Below are 17480 nucleotides of genomic sequence, written 5' to 3'. Positions count from 1 at the left end.
AACTTCAATAAACAGGCAGACTGACCGGCATTCAGCACCCTCATATCACTACTATGTGCCCTCAAATGAGCGCTTACCTCTTTTTCGAGTTCTCTGATGACGAGCGGTTTCCGAACCAGCCGCACATCGCACGGATATTCATCGCGGAGATTGGCATCCGATCCTGCGACAATGATGAGTTTCAGCGGGCGTAGCCGTCGAAAAACGGTCAGACACTTTTCAAGATCGACGGTGTCGGCATCTATCAATACAACTGCGATATCTTCATCTTCTGACACTGCCCTGCCTGCTTCACCAGGGATATTCGCGAACAGGGCTCGGGCGCCAAAGTTATCCAAAGCCAGATCGTAGTCGATCGCGTATTCCGATTGACGTTCCACAACCAATGCTTTCGGCTTCTTGTCCCGATGATAGTGGTTAGAGGAGACACCCAAGCGGGTTCTGGAAAAACTGAAAGAACGCGCCCGGTGGCTTGCCATCGAACTCTCCATTCGGTTGATTAACGATGAACGCTTCCAGACTCGCTTGGGAGTTCATCTAACTCATCAGATCCACCGTGTGGCGTCTTCCGTCCTGTCATCGCGCGGAAGAATGCCAGCAGCATCTGCTCGCGCGGCATGGCCTGAGCGACATCGCCCTGCACAGCCATACCCGACCATAAAGCGTAAAGGCCTATGCCGATCTGCAACGGAGGCAAGGCCGGCAGAAGATTGTAGCGAATAACGAGATCCTCAATGAGCTCGCAGAACACCCGGTAGCAGGTTGCCTTGGTGGCATTGTGGCGTCTGGCGAATTTGCTGTCCCGGCGGGCATGAAGCTGCAATTCAATCGAGAGCAACGACCATTCCGGTTCAGTCGCCACATAGGCAAGTCGCTCGGTTAGAATTCGAAGCGTTTCGTCGACGTCGTTGCCGGCGGCCTCGCTTAAGATCCGACGCAGGAACGATACCTCCTCCAAAATATGCATCTCCATCAGATCGACAAGAAGATCGTCTTTGCTCGAAAAGTTCGAATAAAATGCGCCTTGCGTGCGCCCTGCTGCGGCGCAGATACTGCGGATCGAGATTGAAGCGACGCCCTCTTCAACAATCGAGGCGTGGGCAGCCTCCAGAAGCCTATCGCGGGTCTGACGCTGGGTCTCTTTTCGGCTCACCGGCATTTTCGATTCCCTCAAAGCAAATGACGCTGGAACTTTTTCGGGGCTCACGGATTTATTGTTCAGATATCAAACGATATCCGAAACTGAACAAAGAGCAAACGCTTTTGTAGCGAAACATTCGAGGCGCCGATTTGAGCGAATACGTCCACTACGGTGAAGATGTCGAGGTCCGAACAGATGATGAGGAAGAACTCACTGCCGAAATCCTCGAGATCATGGCGACGACCAACCGCCGGGCCTTCGATCGGCATCGCCACGCCGTTCGCGATGCACACGCCAAGAGTCACGGCTTCCTAAAGGGCGAACTCGTGGTACCGGACCTTCCCAGCCATCTTCGACAGGGTGTTTTCGCTCGCCCATCCACGTATCCCGTCGTCATCCGTCTATCGTCCGCCCCAGGCGACATTCATTCCGACACCATTCCCGCGCCGCGTGGCATGGCCATCAAGATCATCGGCGTCGAGGGAGAACGGCTGCTTCCACAGGATGCCGGCCGCAACCAAGATTTCCTGCTGGTCAACATTCCAACCCTGAGCTTTGGCACGATCGGCAAATACCGACAGTTGATCGGGCTCCTGGAGAAAAACGCCGACAATCCAGCTTTCCTGCAGCGCGCCATGGCTGGGGTGGCCCGCGGCGTCGAGGCAGCAGTCGAGGCGGTCGGGATCGAACCGGGCGCAACATTGCGCGGGCTCGCCCGCGACAATGATCACCTCCTTGGCGAGACCTATCACTCCATGGCCGCGGTTCGCTTCGGTGACTACATCGCCAAGATCAGCGCCGCGCCGCTGTCGGATAATGTACGTGCATTGACCGGCAAGGATGTCGGGACCGTGGGGGATTCGACCATGCGCGATCTCGTGGTCGAGCATTTCCGAAACGAGGGAGCCGAATACCAGCTGCGCGCCCAACTCTGTCGCGACATCGACAAGATGCCGGTGGAGGATGCGGCCGTTCTATGGCCGGAAGGGCTTTCGCCGCATCAGCCTGTCGCCACGCTACGCATCCCGAAGCAGGACGCGTATTCTCCGGCGCGAAGGGTCTACGGCGACGATGTCCTGTCGTTCAATCCATGGCATGGCGTCAAAGCGCACCAGCCGCTCGGTTCGATCATGCGCGTGCGTATCGCCGCCTATGAACGCTCGACTCAGCGTCGGCACGAATGGAACGCGCAGCCGCGCGTCGAACCGGAAACGATCGGCGAAATCCCGGACTGATACCCCGAACTCAAAACCGTCACGAAAGGAGGCCGCCATGGCCGATACTGAAGACACCCCGCAGATAGACGAAACGCGCCTGCAGGCAATCCGCCGCCGGATCGAGGAAGTGGTGGGCGATGCCCCGCAATTGGCCAAGCTGGCGCTTGAGCAGATGGTCACCAAGCACAATCCCGATCTGAAAGGCACTGCAGGCTCCGCCGGACGGGTCGGGGCCCAATCCGGCAATGTCTCCGAGTTGACCGCCATCGCCAATCTTAAGCCAGGTGGCGCCGATCGACTGCGCCGTATCTTCAACCTCGTGAACGGCAATTTCGATGGCGCGCAGAAAGTCGGCACGTTGCACAATATGCGCTTCGTCTTTTTCGACAACGATACGCGCATCCTGTTCGCGACCGCTTATGACGGTGATTGGGATACCTACATCAACGACTTCGCCACCAAAATTCCGGACCTGATGGACCTGCTTTTCGCCTCGGTCGAGGGCTGGCCTGGCATTGCCAGCCCGAAGGTCAAGGATTTTATCGCCGAGCACCAGATAACTGCGGCCGGCTGGTTCGTCGCCAATCCCCAGGTGACGGTCGTCGATGTCCGACGGCTCCAACGAATGGAGCATGCCGTCAATGAATTCCTGGACAAGGTGGGCTGAACCATGGCGTTATTGCAAAAATTGAAAGAGCGCTTTCGCCGCGACAGCGTGTCGCTTGAACTCGATGACATTCAGGCTTTGATCCTCAGAAGCCGGCCGGAGCCCTATGTCGGTATCCATGCTATGCTGCATTTCGACGAAGCACACGGTGCCCGCGACTTGCTCGGCAGGCTGTCACCCCATATCTCGTCGGCCGACAACTGGAGCGACGATCTGGATTTCTGGATTGGAGCGGCGCTGAGCTTCGAAGGCCTGAAGGCACTAGGACTTCCCGATGCGCAACTGAAGACCTTTCCCCTGCCCTTCCAGCAGGGCATGGCAGCTCGCCGTGAGCAGTTGCGGGATTTCGGCCCGAATGCGCCGGAGAATTGGGAAGACGTGTTCAAGCCGGGCAACTGTCATCTGGCCCTGACCATCTACGCCGTCGACGACGCGGCGCTCGACAAGGCCCTGGCGACGGCGCGCGCGGAACTCGACAAAAGTACCGGCATTACCTTGCTCGGCGAGCATCGCTTTGGCGCCCCGGACGGCGCAAAGAACCCATTTGGCTTCCGGGATTCGATCTCGCAGCCGGCGGTGGCTGGCAGTGGTGTCGATCCGCTACCCGGCGAGGAGAGACCGATCAGGGCTGGCGAGTTCATTCTCGGCTATGAGAGTGAGAATGGCCAGCCGCTGGCCATGCCGGAACCACCGGTTCTCGGTAAGAACGGCACATTTGTGGTCCTGCGCAAGTTCCAAAGCCGCGTCGGCTGCTTCAATGCGTTTCTCAAGTCGCAGGGCGAGACTGCCGAAGAGCGCGAATTCCTCGCGGCAAAAATGTTTGGACGCTGGCGTTCCGGAGCGCCGCTCATTCTGGCGCCAGAACAAGACGATGCGGAACTGGGCGGCGATCCCGAACGCAACAATGACTTCAATTTCAAGGAAGATCCGAAGGGCCGTGTCGTCCCACTCGGCTGTCACATGCGCCGGCTCAATCCGCGCGACTCCGAACTGACGCTGCTGACCGATGTCAATATACACCGGATCATCCGACGCTCGTCGACCTTCGGACCGGTCTATTCGGAGGATGTGACACCGCAGGACGACGCTAAGGGCGATCGCGGGATCTTCTTCATTTTCATCAGCGCGCGTGCGTACGATACCATCGAGTTCATGCAGCAGGAGTGGATCAATCGCGGCAACTTCGTCGATCTCGGTGAAGAGCGCGATCCGATCGTCGGGCTGCATGAAGAAAATGGCCGTTTTACCATCCCGCAGGCGCCGGTCCGCAGGCGGGTGGATGGGGTGCAGACCTTCAACGTCATGAAAGGTGGCGAATACCTGTTCATGCCGAGTCTGTCGGCGCTGAAATGGCTCGCAAACGCTGGATGGGCCACCGGCTCGAAAGAAGATTTCAACAATGACGCGCAAAGTTGATGACCCGGCTCAGCAGCCTGGTATTGAAACCTTCACCTTGCCGGCCAGTGAGATGCAATTTTCAAGGCTGGCATGCGGCCCACGAAATGGAGAAGTCGTTCTGCTCCTTCACGGCTTTCCGCAATTCGCCGACAGCTGGACCGAGGTGATGCTGGAACTGGCAAACGCCGGCTATAGTGCGATCGCCGTCAATCAGCGCGGTTATTCCACAGGCGCTCAGCCGAAAAGAAGGGGCGCCTACACCGTCGATGAACTCGTGGCGGACGTGCTGGGCATTGCCGACGCCCTAGGGTCAAGACCCATTGATTTGTCACGCTGATTGTGATTCAGACGGGCTCGAAGGAGCCTGAATGATGAGTGATCTCTTTTGGCTGACAGACGAGCAAATGGCACGTCTTCAGCCGTATTTCCCTAATAGCCACGGCCGTCCTCGCGTTGATGATCGGCGCGTTCTGAGCGGCATCATCTTCGTCAATCGCAATGGGCTCAGATGGCGCGATGCGCCGAAGGAATATGGCCCCTCCAAGACACTTTATAATCGCTGGAAACGCTGGGGCGACAAGGGCATCTTCCTGCGGATGATGGAAGGTCTGGCAGTGCCTCAAGCTCCAGAGCGCAAGACGATCATGATCGATGCGACCTATCTCAAAGCCCACCGCACGGCTTCCAGCCTGCGGGTAAAAAAGGGGGCGCGGAACGCCTGATTGGACGCACCAAAGGCGGCATGAACACCAAGCTTCATGCTGTAACGGATGCCAACGGTCGCCCGATCAGCTTCTTCATCACGGCAGGTCAGGTCAGCGATTATACCGGTGCAGCCGCCTTGCTTGACGAGCTTCCCGAGGCCCAATGGCTGCTGGCCGACCGTGGCTATGATGCCGACTGGTTTCGCGACGCCCTACAGGAAAAGGGTATCACTCCCTGCATCCCGGGCAGGAAATCCCGAAACAAGACCATTAAATACGACAAACGCCGCTATAAACGCCGCAACCGCATCGAGATCATGTTCGGCCGCATCAAGGACTGGAGGCGCGTCGCTACACGCTATGACAGGTGCCCTATGGTCTTCCTCTCAGCCATCGCACTCGCCGCTACCGTAATCTTCTGGCTGTGATCAATGAGATGCTGTAACGGGGCCTGCGCCACGCCACCGGCTGACGCATCTTGAAATTGCCCGCAGCAAGCTGTCGTTGTTCCCGTATCGGTCTCAATCGGAGGAATATGGGATGAAGCTGTTCATAGGACTGGATGTATCACTGGCGAAGACTGCGGTCTGTGTAATCAATGAGCACGGCAAGATCGTAAAAGAAGCGCAGGTTCTCAGTGATCCCCAAGCGATCGTGGATTTTGCAAACACCCTGGAGGGATCGGTCGCTATCATAGGGCTTGAAGCCGGGCCGCTGTCCCAGTGGCTGCATCGCGGTTTGGCCGATGCCCGGCTGGAAGTTGTTCTGATGGAAACCCGACAGGTGAAGGGTGCTCTGAAGGCAATGCCGATCAAAACGGATCGGCGCGACGCGGAAGGGATTGCCCGACTGCTTCATCTGGGCTGGTTCAGGCCCGTACATTGTAAATCCGTGTCGGCACAGGAAGTTCGTGCACTTCTGTCTGCCCGCAAGGCGATCCAACAAGGCATGATCGCGCTGGAACTGTCATTGCGCGGATTGCTGAGAAACTTCGGCCTGAAGGTCGGCGCCATCTCGCGCGGCCAGTTCGACGCCAGGATCAAACAGTTGGTGGAAGGCAATTCCATGTTGCAAGCAGCGTCCGGACCGATGTTACGCGCGCGCACCAGCCTTCGCCATGAACTGGCGGGACTCGAACGTCAGGTCCGTCTGCTTGCGAAGGACGACGCGGTGTGCCGGCTATTGACGACGATGCCTGGCATCGGGGCGGTCGTCGCCTTAACTTTCCGATCCGCGGTCGATGATCCCGCGCGGTTCTCATCGTCCAAGAAGGTGGGTCCATGGGTCGGCCTTACACCCTCGCGCAACCAGTCCGGTGAGCGCGACGTGATCGGCGGTATTACGCGAGCTGGCGACGCCAATCTGCGAAGAGCCTTGTGTCAGGCGGCTACCGTTATGATACATCGGGGTCGCTCGACATGGCTGAGAAGCTGGGCCGCACAAGTCGCCAAACGCCGAGGTGCAAAGCGTGCGATGGTGGCTTTGGCAAGGCGCATCGGTACCATCCTTCACCGGATGTGGACGGATGGCACCGAATTCTCTTCAGACCGATTGCTCGCCAAGTCGGCCTGAGCCTTCACATCAGAACCATATCGTTGACGTCTGCCTGACCGCAGACCTTCGAGGTCCCAACCGGGACGCGGTTCCGATGATGCCGTGGTCAGGACTGTCGCCGGCCTCTGCCGAGCACGCCAATGAGATGGGCACATCGGAATTACCGCACTGGACCAGCATCATGTTGGCAGCTATCGCGCTGACCACGGACCGAAGCATGAGCCCGGGCGGACCTCAAACGAAGGGCAAAGCAAGTCAGGCAGCGGCGAAAGGGGATCTGTCGGGATTATTTACCGCAATGGCACCATGACGGCGCGGCTGCGGTCGTCACTTTTTGCTTGACTGGAACGGCCCCGTTACCGAAGTCCTGACCCTAAAGACGCTTATTCCGATTATACTTGTGAACTTCGCGTGCTTGTGCCGCGATCAACATCGCCTTCAGCGCGGAAATATAGCGAGAAGATCGGCAGCCTTCAATGCTCGAAGTCAATCAAGTCCTGCAACGCTTCGCCGGAGGCCCACCCGTTCGAGCCATAGTGCCGGACCAGGCGGTCATCGACCCGCGGGACTCAGTGAGACAGCGGAAAACAGGGTTTGATCCGACACATCGGTGCCTCCGACCGCGACAGGACACCACTCGTAGCAAAAGCCTCATTGCGATCCGAGTGAATCAAAGGCGATTGATATCTGCAAATAGGTCCTGAGCCTAGGCGTTCTAAATGAAACCGTCGATAGGCTTCGTCATCCTGCCCAATAGCATCATCGCATATATCTCTATGGTTGGGAGTTTTGCTTTGTATGTTGACCAAGCGCGGCACCGCCTAAGCGGTCTGGATTAGCGTTATTGGCGCCATCCATCTTTTAGGGTCATGCCGATTTTCGCAGGCGTTCACGGCCGGTGCGCGCGCTGGCCCGTGACCGATAGAGTTCAGCGATCAAAACCGGTTTGCGGATCAAGCGGATAAATCGGCCGCGCCAGCCTGGTAAAGGAGTAATTATCAAAGTTCGAGCTGGTGACGCCGAAACTTGCACATTCGATTGTGGCGCGGCTCAGCGGTTCGAATACCGGACGGCAATACATGCGCGACTTTAGGATCAGGAAACGTGCCGCTAGAGGATCGATATCGGTCGAGGTGAAAACGCCCAGGTCCCATGGCTCGTGCGGACGCTCGGTAATGAGTATGATGGCATCCGCGGTGACAAACTTCACGGCCTTGCCCATCCGGCAAACTTGCCCGGTGTAAATCGGCCCGGAGACGATATATTGGCCGTCGCTCACGGCCCCGACCCGTCCGAAAAGGCGCAAAGGCGGCTCCATTCGATCAAACCCTTCGGCCTGCAGCCGGTTGCCGAGATCAATCTTCATTTGCGCACCGACGCCCGCTTCCGTCAATTGCCGTACGGTTTCTGGGTCGCAAATCGGACCAGCCACGATTCCGGCCATGCCTCGTGCCAGCGCAGACCTTAATACATCGACATTGTCGCAGGTGCCCCCCGACATGCAATTGTCGCCATGGTCCAGTAGAAGTACCGGCCCGGTTCCGGGGCTTGAAGCGGCCTTGACCGCCCGAGCAAGCGAATCCTGTAAGGGTTCCTCCCGATAGACCAATTCCTCGCGGCGCTGCCAGGCGGCTTGGGCAATGTCTCTCGCCACCTCTTGCCCCACGGCCGGTTCATTTGCCACCACCACCACGGACAAACCGGTTTCGGCAATATCGGCGATAGGAAACCCGCCAAACACAGTGACCGCCAGCACGCCGTCGCGGCGCTCTGCTTGTCTGGCCAAATCAACCAGATCGGTCATGGCGCAGTCGTTATTGGTATTCATGCACAGGGTTGACGCCAGCATCGGCGGATGGCACATGACCTGATACGGACGCATACCGCGCTCCAACATGGCGTCCATGATCCTGACGACATGTTCGCCGGTAGCATACATGTCCACATGTGGATAGGTTTTGAAGCCAACGATGCAATCACTGTTGACGATGATTGCCGGCGTGATATTGCCATGCATATCAAGTGCAACGCCGATAGGCGTTGATGGAGCCACCTGCCGGATCCGGGCCAGCAATTCACCTTCGCCGTCATCATGGCTTTTCGTCACCATGGCGCCATGCAGATCTAGCAGCACCGCGTCGCAGCCCCTTGCCACTGCTGCGACAATCGCGCCGGCCATCGTCTCAAATGCGTCGTCGTCAACCGTGCCGCTCGGATTGGCTGTTGCAGCGAGCGGAATCACCATTTCGGCTTTTATTTTCGTGGCATAGGCGATGAATGCGCCCAGCGCGGTGTTACTACCTCGTCCGAATGCAAGCGCTGCCTCGCCCCATTGGGGATCGAATGACGCCAGCGGCGTCGCGACCGGCGAAAAAGTATTGGTCTCATGATTGAGGCGGGCAATGACCAGTCGCATGAAATTCACTCTCTCAGTTAGGTTACATTCCGGCTGGAACCCGACGTAGCGCGCCCAGCTGTACAATCTTTGGTGAATCCTCCAACAAAACGCTGTAGGTGCGAATCCTTGATAGCCGAACCTGCCCCAAGGAGGGAATGACTCAGGTCGGCACGGCGAGGGCGCGCTCAATCAGCCGCACCAGCGACACCACCACCAGATTGATAAGTAGATACAGCAAACCGGCCACCGCAAAGATCTCAAAAATGGCATAGGTCTGGCTCATCAGCCGCTTCGCATATCCGGTAATCTCCAGCACTGTGATGGTTGAGGCGAGGCTCGTGCCCTTGACGATCAAAATCAGCTCGTTCCCATAGGCCGGCAAGGCCTGGCGCATGGCGAGCGGAAACAGGATACGCCGGAACTGCAGCAGCCGGCTCATGCCACAGGCGCGCGCCGCTTCCAATACTCCGGTGGGAACCGCGACAAAGCCGCCACGCAGGATTTCCGAACTGTAACCGGCGGTATTGAGCGACAGCGCCAGAATTGCACAATGGGTAGCGTCACCGATGAACCACCACATCACCGCGTTGTTCTTGATGAAGGATAACTGTGCAAGCCCATAATAAAGCAGGAAAATCTGGACGAGAAACGGCGTGCCGCGAAACACGACGCTATAGCCCCTTGCGAAGCCTGCAACGAGGCGGCGCTGTGACATGCGCATCAATGCTAGTGTCAGGCCAAAGGCAAAGCCGGCCACAATGGCGCAGCCTGCCAGAATGAGCGTCATGCTCAATCCTTTCAGCAGCACGGACAAGGCGCGGGCAATAAATTCTATATCCATGTCAGGCCCTCCTTAGGCTGAAAATCAACCGGCGTTCAAAACGCACCAAGCCCGCCTGACTGATGATGGTGATCAGGAAATAAGTAGCGGCGGCGGTGAGATAGAAAATGAACGGGCTGCGGGTCGAACCGGCGCCGATGAAAGCCACCCGCATCAGTTCCTGCAGTCCGACGACTGAAACCAGCGCCGTATCCTTGATGGTGATCTGCCAGACATTGTTCATGCCGGGATAAGCGATGCGCAGCATTTGCGGGAGGATGATGCGGCGAAATATACGGGCGCGCCCGATGCCAAGCGCACTCGCCGCCTCCAGATGGCCCTTGGGAATTGAGTTCAGGGCGCCCCGCACCACTTCGGTGGTATAGGCGCCCGATATGGTGCCAATGGCGATTACGGCAATGATGAAAGCATAGCCGCCCGCCGCCATGCCGGCATAGCCAAAAGCGCTGGCGAGTTTGCTGACAAATTCCACCGAGCTGAAAAACAGCAGATAGATGATCAGCAGTTCCGGAATACCGCGCACCACCGACGTATAGGCGTCTACAAGCAGATTGAGCGGAAAGATCCTCCCCCATTTGATCAGTCCGCACAGGGTGCCGATCACGCCGCCCAGCACCATACTGCACAGACCGATTGCGATCGTGATGGTCGCGCCGCGAAGAATGGCCCCGATCCAGCCACCCTCCCAGATTTGTAAAAAACTGATTTCCATTTTCACACCTTGCCACCGCCCGACAGAGAACCGCGCTGCTGTCGCAGCGCAGCTTTTCTTAGTAATTCATTGAAATTATTGCATTATGATTGGCATTTCACTTGCATGGCTTGCTGATGTCCATCTTGAACCAGGTCACGCTTGCCTTGCCGATCGAACCATCGGCAATGGCCGCACAGAGCGCCCCGTCAATTTTCGATTTCAACGCGCTGTCTTCCTTGCGCAGACCGATGCCGGCGGCATCGCCAAGCGTTTCGTCCGAGGCGCTGTCGATACGCACCTCGACCCGTCTGAAGCCGGCGCCATCCGGCTTGCCAAGAAAATCATCAGCCGCCGAGACATCGGAGAAAAACGCATCGATGCGGCCACTGGCCATGTCGATCTGCATCTGTTCCAGTGTGTCATAGGTCTTCAGATCGGCATCCGGAAGGTGCTTGGCGATATAACGGGCATGGGTCGTGCCCGATTGCACGCCGATCCGCTTGTCGGCCAGCGCTTTCATCAGACCGTCGAAGTCAGTCAGTGCCGCGACAGGACTTCCTTTGGGCGCGACAAAGAAATTGGGGACGTCCCCATAGCCTTTCGAGAAAGCAATCTCCTTTTTGCGCTCATTGGTGATCGACATGCCGGAAATGATGGCGTCGATCTGATGCGCCCTCAGCGCCGGGATCAGCCCGTCAAAGGCTTGTACAACAAAGGTGCATTTCACCGCCATTTTTGCACAGACGAGCTTGCCGACATCCGCGTCATAGCCGGTGACATTGCCCTGCGCATCGGCCATGCTCCATGGCGGATAGGCGCCTTCAGTGCCAATGCGCAGTTCTTCACCGGCGGCCGAAGCCGTTGAAATGCCCATCGCCATGATGCTGGCGAGCGCCAGATTTTTCCACATCACGTTTTCCCCTTGTGTTTGTTGTCGGTTGTGGTGTCAGTTAATGAATGTGCGCGCCAGAAACTGCCGCAGGCGCGGCGATTGCGGATTGCTGAATAGAGTTGTTGGTGCACCCTGCTCCTCCACCCTGCCCTGGTGCAGGAACAGGATCTTGTGCGAGACCTCGTAGGCAAAGGACATTTCATGCGTCACCAGGATCATGGTGTTGCCCTCTTCGGCGAGCTGGCGGATGACGCGCAACACTTCGCCGACCAGTTCCGGATCCAACGCTGACGTCGGCTCGTCGAGAAGAATGACCTTTGGCCGCATGGCGAGTGTACGGGCGATGGCGGCGCGCTGCTGCTGGCCACCGGAAAGCTGCGCCGGATAATGGCCATGCTTTTCTGCTAGTCCAACCTTCCTTAACAGTTCATGGGCATGGTCAACCGCATCCGCGCGGTGTTGACTGCGTACATGCACTGGCGCCTCGATGATGTTTTCCAGCACCGTCATATGCGGCCAGAGATTGAAGTTCTGAAATACCATGCCGACATCGGCCCGAATGCGCTCTACTTGGCGCTTGTTTGCCGGTGCCTGTTTGCCGTCCCGCCGCCGGCGGATCGCGATTTCTTCGCCGTCAATTACGATACGGCCGCTGTCGGGCTGCTCAAGCAGATTAACGCAGCGCAGAAAAGTACTTTTGCCCGACCCCGATGAGCCGATCATTGATACGACCTCACCCGGCCGCGCCACAAGATTTACACCGCCAAGTACCGCCAGACTGCCGAAAGACTTGTGCAAATCATGCACTTCCACTGCCGGCGGGAGCAATTCTGCCGCCATCGGTGGTACGACGTTGGCGGCGACCCGCGCCGGCAACGGGTTCTGGGCGGCAAGGTCATGCAGGCTCTGCAAAGCGCGATCAAAATAGCGCAGGCTGGCCGGGATACATGCCTCCTCCCAGGCCCGGTCTTCTGGAATGAAGCCGGTGCGCAGGCGTTGCTTGATGTCCAGACCGAGCGGGCTGGCAGGATCACCATGCAGATGCAACCAGTTGTCGGCGCTGACCGCTTCTGCCATGACACCCGGCGCCAGCGTGCCGCATTCCACCACCAGAGGCAGCAGCTTTGCGCGGGGCAACATCTTCCGCACTGCCGCCGAAACATAGCCTGTTGCGGTCGCGGCGATACCGGTATCTGTAGTGGCATTGGTTCCGGTCAGCACCACACTCATTGCGGGACCGTAGATGGTTCTACCCCAGTCCAGCCCGCCATGCTCGCTTTCCGCGATTGACAGCAGTGCAGGATAACCATAGGGCCCCGCACCGGTATGTAGATCGAAGAGGACGACGTTTTCCGCCTCACTGACATGATCCTGCATGATGCGGTGCAGCGTCAGATTGGACCATTCCGCCTGCGAGCCGCCATAATAGAGCCCATCGCTAAATTCATATTGGCCCGCTTCGACCACCGCCACCATCGCCTGTGGCCCACCCAGTTCCTGCTGTAACCTGGCATAAGCTTGTCTGGCCTGCTCGCGCTCCTGACCGTCCCAGGCAGTGAAAGCCGCAACTTCGTGTACACGGCGATAATTTTCATTGCGCGGCGGCTCTTTCGACCAGTCGATAAAATTGCGGTTTAGGTCGACATTGTTCTCGGTTACTCGGCGCATCCAGGCCGCGCCCCATGGATTGATGGCGTGGATGAGCAGGATGGCAAGATCCTCCGGCAATCCGGCTAAGTCGGTGCTCCCGACCCATCGGCTCTGACAGGCAGAGCCAAACGCCGCCTCCGCGCCATGGGTGCCTGACAGAATGACCAGCATGCGCCGCGCATCGCGACGGCCAATCAACGCCACATCGGTCGAAAGCTGCTCTCCCGTCGGTCCATGCAACGGATGAATGATCTGTTCCAGGCTTGCTCCGGCTTTCTGCGCTGCTGCGATGAAGTCCGCTCGCATGGCGTCAAAGTTCGTCGGAATGAATGATGCAACCGTTTTTGCCTTATATTTGATGAAACCTGCGTTCACGCGCGTGTCCCTTCTTACTTAGGTCGTTATAGATCAAGCACGATGGTTGATTGTGGCTTCGCGCAACACAACAGGACTTGACCCGGTTGGGGACCATCGAGCGGTTCTTCAAAATAGCTCACGGTCCCCGACACCAGTCTCTGCACGCAGGAGCCGCATATGCCTGCACGGCAGCTGAACGCCAGTTCGAAACCATTATCCTCGAGAAAGTCCAGCAAGGACGGTGACTTATCGTTCCAGGGCAGAACTTGGCCACTCACGGCGAGCGCAACGCTTACTGCGTCACCGCTCAGCGACGGTTCAGCGGTGACCACGGCTGTAGCAGTCAGAGATGAGCTAGTCTTTTTCAGCCGGCTGCCCACACCGAAAAACTCATAGGCAATGCGGTTTTCAGCGATGCCAAGATCGGTGAGAAGATCATACATGGCCTGCATGAACGGTAGAGGTCCGCACATGTAGACGTCATAGTCGTCGAGTGGCAGCAGCGCCTGCAGCGTCTCTTTCGACAACAAGCCGGTGGAGTGGAACAACTTCTCATCCTCCACGCGAGGCGTGCGGTAGCAAAAATGCACCCGGATATTGTCTCTTGCCGCCGCCAGCCACAAGACATCCTCGCGCAGGGCATGTACGCCGCCGTGATCGGTGGCGTGAATGAACCAGACCGGTCGATCACTCTGTTCCACCAACGCCCGCAGCATGGCGACCATCGGCGTCAGTCCGACGCCGCCCGACAGCAGCACCACCGGCCGGCAGCTCGTCTCATCCAAGGTGAAAGCGCCGTGCGGGCCGTCAATATCGATGTGGGCGCCGATTTCCACCCGGTCATGCAGCCAGCTGGATGCGAGACCGTCGGGATACTGCGCTGACGACGCCGTCTCACGCTTGACGGTAATGCGATAGGTTGCGGTTTCGGCTGAAAATGACGACACGGTATAATTGCGCTGTTCTGTTCCTTGCGCACTAGGCACCCTTAGCGTCACATATTGGCCTGTCTTGAAGCTCGTCCAATGTTCACGGTCGCAGGCGGTCAGGTGAAACGAGGTTATCGTGTCACTCTCACGGATTTTTGCCGTTACCATAAATGGACGAAAACCTTGAGTTTTCGCCATTAAGACCGCCTATTCAGCTGCCACGGCGGTTGAGTTTTCCGCGGCGATCATCTGCGCCAGACGGCGGCGGAAACGCAGCGGGCCCGTATCGATCTTTAGATCAAGATTTGGCGTCTTCTTGTTGGCCATTCCCTGCTGCACGGCTTCAAGCACGACACGATCCTCTTCAAATGCACCGCGCACGGATTTGGCGAAACTTGCTGACACCGCCGGATCATCCGGCTTGAAGTTTCGAAGCTGAAACCAGTAATATTTTGTGTGGCTTTCGTCGATCGGGGTCATGAAATTATAGCTGTCCATCATAAAGGTCGTTTCGGGCAGAGACTTGCCCTCGCCACCGCTATTCGCCGGGGCAAAAATTGCCTTAATGATGGCGTTACTCGGATAACGCACTTCATAATGCTGCTTGCGATCGGTTTTGCCTGCAAATTGCAGGAAGGGTGCATAAAAAGGCGCCGGGTCTGAATCGATCATCCAGCGCCATACAGTCACGCCGTCCGCAGCCACCGTGGTTTCAAGGGGCGTTTCCTCGCAGGCTGAGCTGGCGAAGGAAGATTGATGCACCCAGGCGACATGAGACGGATCGAGTAGATTGTCAGTCATGTAGAGATAATTGCAGTTGAGCATCATCGATTCGCCACGATTGACGCCCCAGGCCGGATCATCGAAATGCTCGACATGGAAGATTTCCGCCGGGTCGGCATTGTCCGCCTCGCCCATCCAGATCCACACAAGACCATAGCGTTCTTCCACAGGATAGGATCGTACACAGGCGACATGTGGAATTTTCTCGGCGCCGGGAACGCGGGTGCAGGTGCCGGTCATATCAAAGGTCAGGCCATGATAGCCGCATTCGACCTGATCACCTTTGATGCGCCCCATGGAAAGCGGCAATTTCCTATGCGGACACGCGTCTTCAAGCGCCGCCGGCCGACCATCGCTGGTGCGATAAAGAACGATCGGCTCACCGAGAATCGTCACCGTCTTCAACTCGCGATTGACCTCATGATCCCAGGCAGCGACGTACCAAGCATTCCTTAAAAACATGATCGTTCCCCAATTTTCGATTTTAATTGCCAGCATGTTCAGGGGGGAGCACAGCAAATACAAGCTGACTAGTCCTGCGTTTTTATTTAGAGTAGCTAAAAAGTACCAACGTGAGTACAGCGGTTATGCTTAATTTGCCCTTGCGGGGATTGCAGGTTTTCGAGGCGATTGGGCGCTGCGGAACAGTGACAAAGGCGGCGCGCGAACTGGGAGTTTCACCCGGCGCTGTCAGTCAGCAGATACGCAGTCTTGAAGAGGCTATTGGCGTCACGCTGCTGGAGCGAAAAGGACGCCAGATAGCCCTGACCACTTGGGGCCGGATTTATCACGAGCAGATCTCGAAGGGATTCGAACAACTTGCCCGGGCGGGAGATGTACTCGAACGGGCGCGCAATCACGGCGTAATAATCCTGAGCGCGCTGACATCGGTAGCCAACCGATGGATTGGGCCAAAGATTTTTGACTGGCAATCACAACATCCGGAAGCACGCGTGCGCTTGAGCGGACAGGACATCGAGCCCCAGCTTGGCGTTGAGCCGGCGGATTTCCGCATAACCTATGGTAAACGCGTGCTGGCGCACGAGCACTATGTCGAGCTTTATCGCGACTGGGTGGTCCCGGTCTGTGCGCCACAATTGCTGGCTGGCGGTACGCTGCAGCAGCCGGCCGATATTTTGTCGCTACCGCTGTTGGGCATTGACTGGGAGAGCGATTATTTACCGCCGCCGAACTGGGCCGACTGGGCGCGCCATATAGGTGTTGATACATTGCATGCAGCGCCCGGATTTTCCTTTAGCCTGTCTACCGGCGCAATAGGCGCAGCTTTGAGTGGACGCGGCGTGGTATTGGCCCAAATTTCAATGATTGGAGAAGAATTAGCCGAGCGCCGACTGATTATACCCTATGACCTCCGCTTGCGGCTGTCGGAAAGCTATTATCTCGCGTGGGACCGCGCCGCGTTGAGCAAGCCATTTGGCGCGCGCTTCCAACGCTGGATCATTAAGGCTGCCAAATCGCAGGAAGCTATTTCGCGCGGGTCATGACTGCGCAGCAAGTCAGCCAAGAGATTTTAGAACGTTCCCAACCCTTTCCCTACACCCTCTGGACCGATAAACTGGTAGGAGCGCAAATATGTCAAATATGCGGCTGCCATGAAGACGCGATTTGTACAGGCGGTGTCCTTATCAACCAGGCGTTCAGAGAGCTCGGACGCGCGGTTCTTCATTTTCGCCACCTACTCCGCCCGCGGAAATTCTGAGAAGGGCTCAACGTCGTGGATGGAACAGCGCCAGCCGTATCGGTATCCTTCGAAAAGTGCCGCGAAATGGCGATCAACCTCATTGATGAGTAGGTTTCGGCGCTAAAGCTCCGCCAACTTCAAGCTTCGCTCGTCAATGGAACGCCCTAACGCTCCACACGGTGCGCACCGAACCAGCAGGGCACCGTCGATTGGTCACAGAAGGTTATCGCTTCTGATGTTGCCGATCAACTCCTACCTAAAACCCTGCTTACGGTTCGATCTCGATCCGCATAGCCGGAAACATTCCGGCAAAGTACGCCAATCGAATCGGTATACTTATAAACAACGGCGAATCCACACCATGATGTACGGCTGGATGAATTCGAGTGTATCCAGGGCACTGTTACTTTAACGAGAGTGCAGACGTAACGTATTCTTTGGCGCATCTGTCATGCGGATTTCAGGCACGTGATTTCGCGCCACATGTCAGTGGCGGCTTGTCGTAACTCACGATGATCGGCGGCATTGAATTGGTTTCGGGGGAAATAATTTA

General features: G+C 57.3%; 16 protein-coding genes. 7 read left to right on the top strand and 9 right to left on the bottom strand.

Going from position 1 to position 17480, the window contains the following annotated elements:
* On the bottom strand, positions 1-479 hold a 479-nt coding region (locus KWJ32_RS26880; protein ID WP_256886566.1), incomplete at its 3' end, for a hypothetical protein.
* A 20-nt stretch (positions 480-499) separates the two neighbouring features.
* A complete protein-coding gene (locus KWJ32_RS26875; protein WP_151610701.1) occupies positions 500-1159 on the bottom strand; it encodes a TetR/AcrR family transcriptional regulator in 660 nt (219 codons plus the stop codon).
* A 215-nt stretch (positions 1160-1374) separates the two neighbouring features.
* On the opposite strand from KWJ32_RS26875, the gene KWJ32_RS26870 reads away from it, so the two are divergent.
* The 6 genes from KWJ32_RS26870 to KWJ32_RS26845 all read left to right on the top strand — a co-directional run bounded on the left by KWJ32_RS26870 (position 1375) and on the right by KWJ32_RS26845 (position 6699).
* Positions 1375-2376 (top strand): catalase family protein, encoded by a 1002-nt coding sequence (locus KWJ32_RS26870; RefSeq protein ID WP_151610704.1) that lies wholly within the window; start codon positions 1375-1377, stop codon positions 2374-2376.
* A gap of 37 nt (positions 2377-2413) precedes the next feature.
* A complete protein-coding gene (locus KWJ32_RS26865) occupies positions 2414-3025 on the top strand; it encodes a hypothetical protein (protein ID WP_142174102.1) in 612 nt (203 codons plus the stop codon).
* A 3-nt stretch (positions 3026-3028) separates the two neighbouring features.
* Positions 3029-4441 carry a peroxidase gene (locus tag KWJ32_RS26860; protein ID WP_151610702.1) on the top strand — a complete coding sequence of 471 codons (1413 nt, stop codon included), beginning with the start codon at positions 3029-3031 and terminating at the stop codon, positions 4439-4441.
* Complete coding sequence (locus tag KWJ32_RS26855; RefSeq protein ID WP_210250264.1) at positions 4425-4760, top strand: alpha/beta fold hydrolase; 336 nt, start codon at positions 4425-4427, stop codon at positions 4758-4760. Before KWJ32_RS26860 ends, KWJ32_RS26855 begins: the two co-directional genes overlap by 17 nt.
* Positions 4761-4794: 34 nt before the next feature.
* Positions 4795-5555, top strand: a protein-coding gene (locus KWJ32_RS26850) for an IS5 family transposase (RefSeq protein WP_086000526.1) whose coding sequence is annotated in 2 segments (ribosomal slippage) — positions 4795-5119 and positions 5119-5555 — 762 coding nt in all. Because the reading frame shifts where the segments join, the coding sequence is not laid out codon by codon here.
* A 112-nt stretch (positions 5556-5667) separates the two neighbouring features.
* A complete protein-coding gene (locus KWJ32_RS26845) occupies positions 5668-6699 on the top strand; it encodes an IS110 family transposase (protein ID WP_151649010.1) in 1032 nt (343 codons plus the stop codon).
* 910 nt (positions 6700-7609) lie between these two features.
* Here KWJ32_RS26845 and KWJ32_RS26840 read toward each other — a convergent pair.
* The 7 genes from KWJ32_RS26840 to KWJ32_RS26805 all read right to left on the bottom strand — a co-directional run bounded on the left by KWJ32_RS26840 (position 7610) and on the right by KWJ32_RS26805 (position 15687).
* Positions 7610-9163, bottom strand: a complete 1554-nt coding sequence (locus KWJ32_RS26840) for a M81 family metallopeptidase (protein ID WP_235915200.1) — start codon at positions 9161-9163, stop codon at positions 7610-7612.
* A gap of 76 nt (positions 9164-9239) precedes the next feature.
* On the bottom strand, positions 9240-9920 hold the full coding sequence (locus KWJ32_RS26835; protein WP_151610690.1) for an ABC transporter permease subunit: 681 nt from the start codon (positions 9918-9920) through the stop codon (positions 9240-9242).
* Position 9921: 1 nt separating this feature from the next.
* Positions 9922-10632 (bottom strand): ABC transporter permease subunit, encoded by a 711-nt coding sequence (locus KWJ32_RS26830; RefSeq protein ID WP_151610689.1) that lies wholly within the window; start codon positions 10630-10632, stop codon positions 9922-9924.
* A 97-nt stretch (positions 10633-10729) separates the two neighbouring features.
* Entirely contained in the window at positions 10730-11524 is a 795-nt protein-coding gene (locus KWJ32_RS26825; RefSeq protein ID WP_231771646.1) for a transporter substrate-binding domain-containing protein, read from the bottom strand.
* A gap of 36 nt (positions 11525-11560) precedes the next feature.
* Positions 11561-13531, bottom strand: a complete 1971-nt coding sequence (locus tag KWJ32_RS28250) for a DUF2817 domain-containing protein (RefSeq protein WP_278423163.1) — start codon at positions 13529-13531, stop codon at positions 11561-11563.
* A 26-nt stretch (positions 13532-13557) separates the two neighbouring features.
* Complete coding sequence (locus tag KWJ32_RS26810) at positions 13558-14640, bottom strand: FAD-binding oxidoreductase (RefSeq protein ID WP_151610687.1); 1083 nt, start codon at positions 14638-14640, stop codon at positions 13558-13560.
* 9 nt (positions 14641-14649) lie between these two features.
* Complete coding sequence (locus tag KWJ32_RS26805; RefSeq protein ID WP_151610686.1) at positions 14650-15687, bottom strand: aromatic ring-hydroxylating dioxygenase subunit alpha; 1038 nt, start codon at positions 15685-15687, stop codon at positions 14650-14652.
* A 125-nt stretch (positions 15688-15812) separates the two neighbouring features.
* Here KWJ32_RS26805 and KWJ32_RS26800 point away from each other — a divergent pair, with 125 nt between their 5' ends.
* The gene (locus KWJ32_RS26800) at positions 15813-16730 is read left to right on the top strand and encodes a LysR family transcriptional regulator (RefSeq protein WP_151610692.1); all 918 of its coding nucleotides are present in this window, start codon (positions 15813-15815) and stop codon (positions 16728-16730) included.
* The last annotated feature ends 750 nt before the right edge of the window (positions 16731-17480 follow it).

This window comes from Ochrobactrum sp. BTU2 (assembly GCF_024539785.1).
In the GTDB taxonomy this organism is placed as follows: Bacteria; Pseudomonadota; Alphaproteobacteria; order Rhizobiales; family Rhizobiaceae; genus Brucella; species Brucella anthropi.
Note: the sequence above shows the minus strand (reverse complement) of the source record. Positions and strands in the feature narration are given on the sequence as shown.

What these genes read in the sequence shown, in the direction of transcription:
- KWJ32_RS26875 (WP_151610701.1), bottom strand. Translation starts at nt 1,159, where the DNA reads ATGCCGGTGAGCCGAAAAGAGACCCAGCGTCAGACCCGCGATAGGCTT.
- KWJ32_RS26870 (WP_151610704.1), top strand. Translation starts at nt 1,375, where the DNA reads ATGGCGACGACCAACCGCCGGGCCTTCGATCGGCATCGCCACGCCGTT.
- KWJ32_RS26865 (WP_142174102.1), top strand. Translation starts at nt 2,414, where the DNA reads ATGGCCGATACTGAAGACACCCCGCAGATAGACGAAACGCGCCTGCAG.
- KWJ32_RS26860 (WP_151610702.1), top strand. Translation starts at nt 3,029, where the DNA reads ATGGCGTTATTGCAAAAATTGAAAGAGCGCTTTCGCCGCGACAGCGTG.
- KWJ32_RS26855 (WP_210250264.1), top strand. Translation starts at nt 4,425, where the DNA reads ATGACGCGCAAAGTTGATGACCCGGCTCAGCAGCCTGGTATTGAAACC.
- KWJ32_RS26845 (WP_151649010.1), top strand. Translation starts at nt 5,668, where the DNA reads ATGAAGCTGTTCATAGGACTGGATGTATCACTGGCGAAGACTGCGGTC.
- KWJ32_RS26835 (WP_151610690.1), bottom strand. Translation starts at nt 9,920, where the DNA reads ATGGATATAGAATTTATTGCCCGCGCCTTGTCCGTGCTGCTGAAAGGA.
- KWJ32_RS26830 (WP_151610689.1), bottom strand. Translation starts at nt 10,632, where the DNA reads ATGGAAATCAGTTTTTTACAAATCTGGGAGGGTGGCTGGATCGGGGCC.
- KWJ32_RS26825 (WP_231771646.1), bottom strand. Translation starts at nt 11,524, where the DNA reads ATGTGGAAAAATCTGGCGCTCGCCAGCATCATGGCGATGGGCATTTCA.
- KWJ32_RS26810 (WP_151610687.1), bottom strand. Translation starts at nt 14,640, where the DNA reads ATGGCGAAAACTCAAGGTTTTCGTCCATTTATGGTAACGGCAAAAATC.
- KWJ32_RS26805 (WP_151610686.1), bottom strand. Translation starts at nt 15,687, where the DNA reads ATGTTTTTAAGGAATGCTTGGTACGTCGCTGCCTGGGATCATGAGGTC.
- KWJ32_RS26800 (WP_151610692.1), top strand. Translation starts at nt 15,813, where the DNA reads ATGCTTAATTTGCCCTTGCGGGGATTGCAGGTTTTCGAGGCGATTGGG.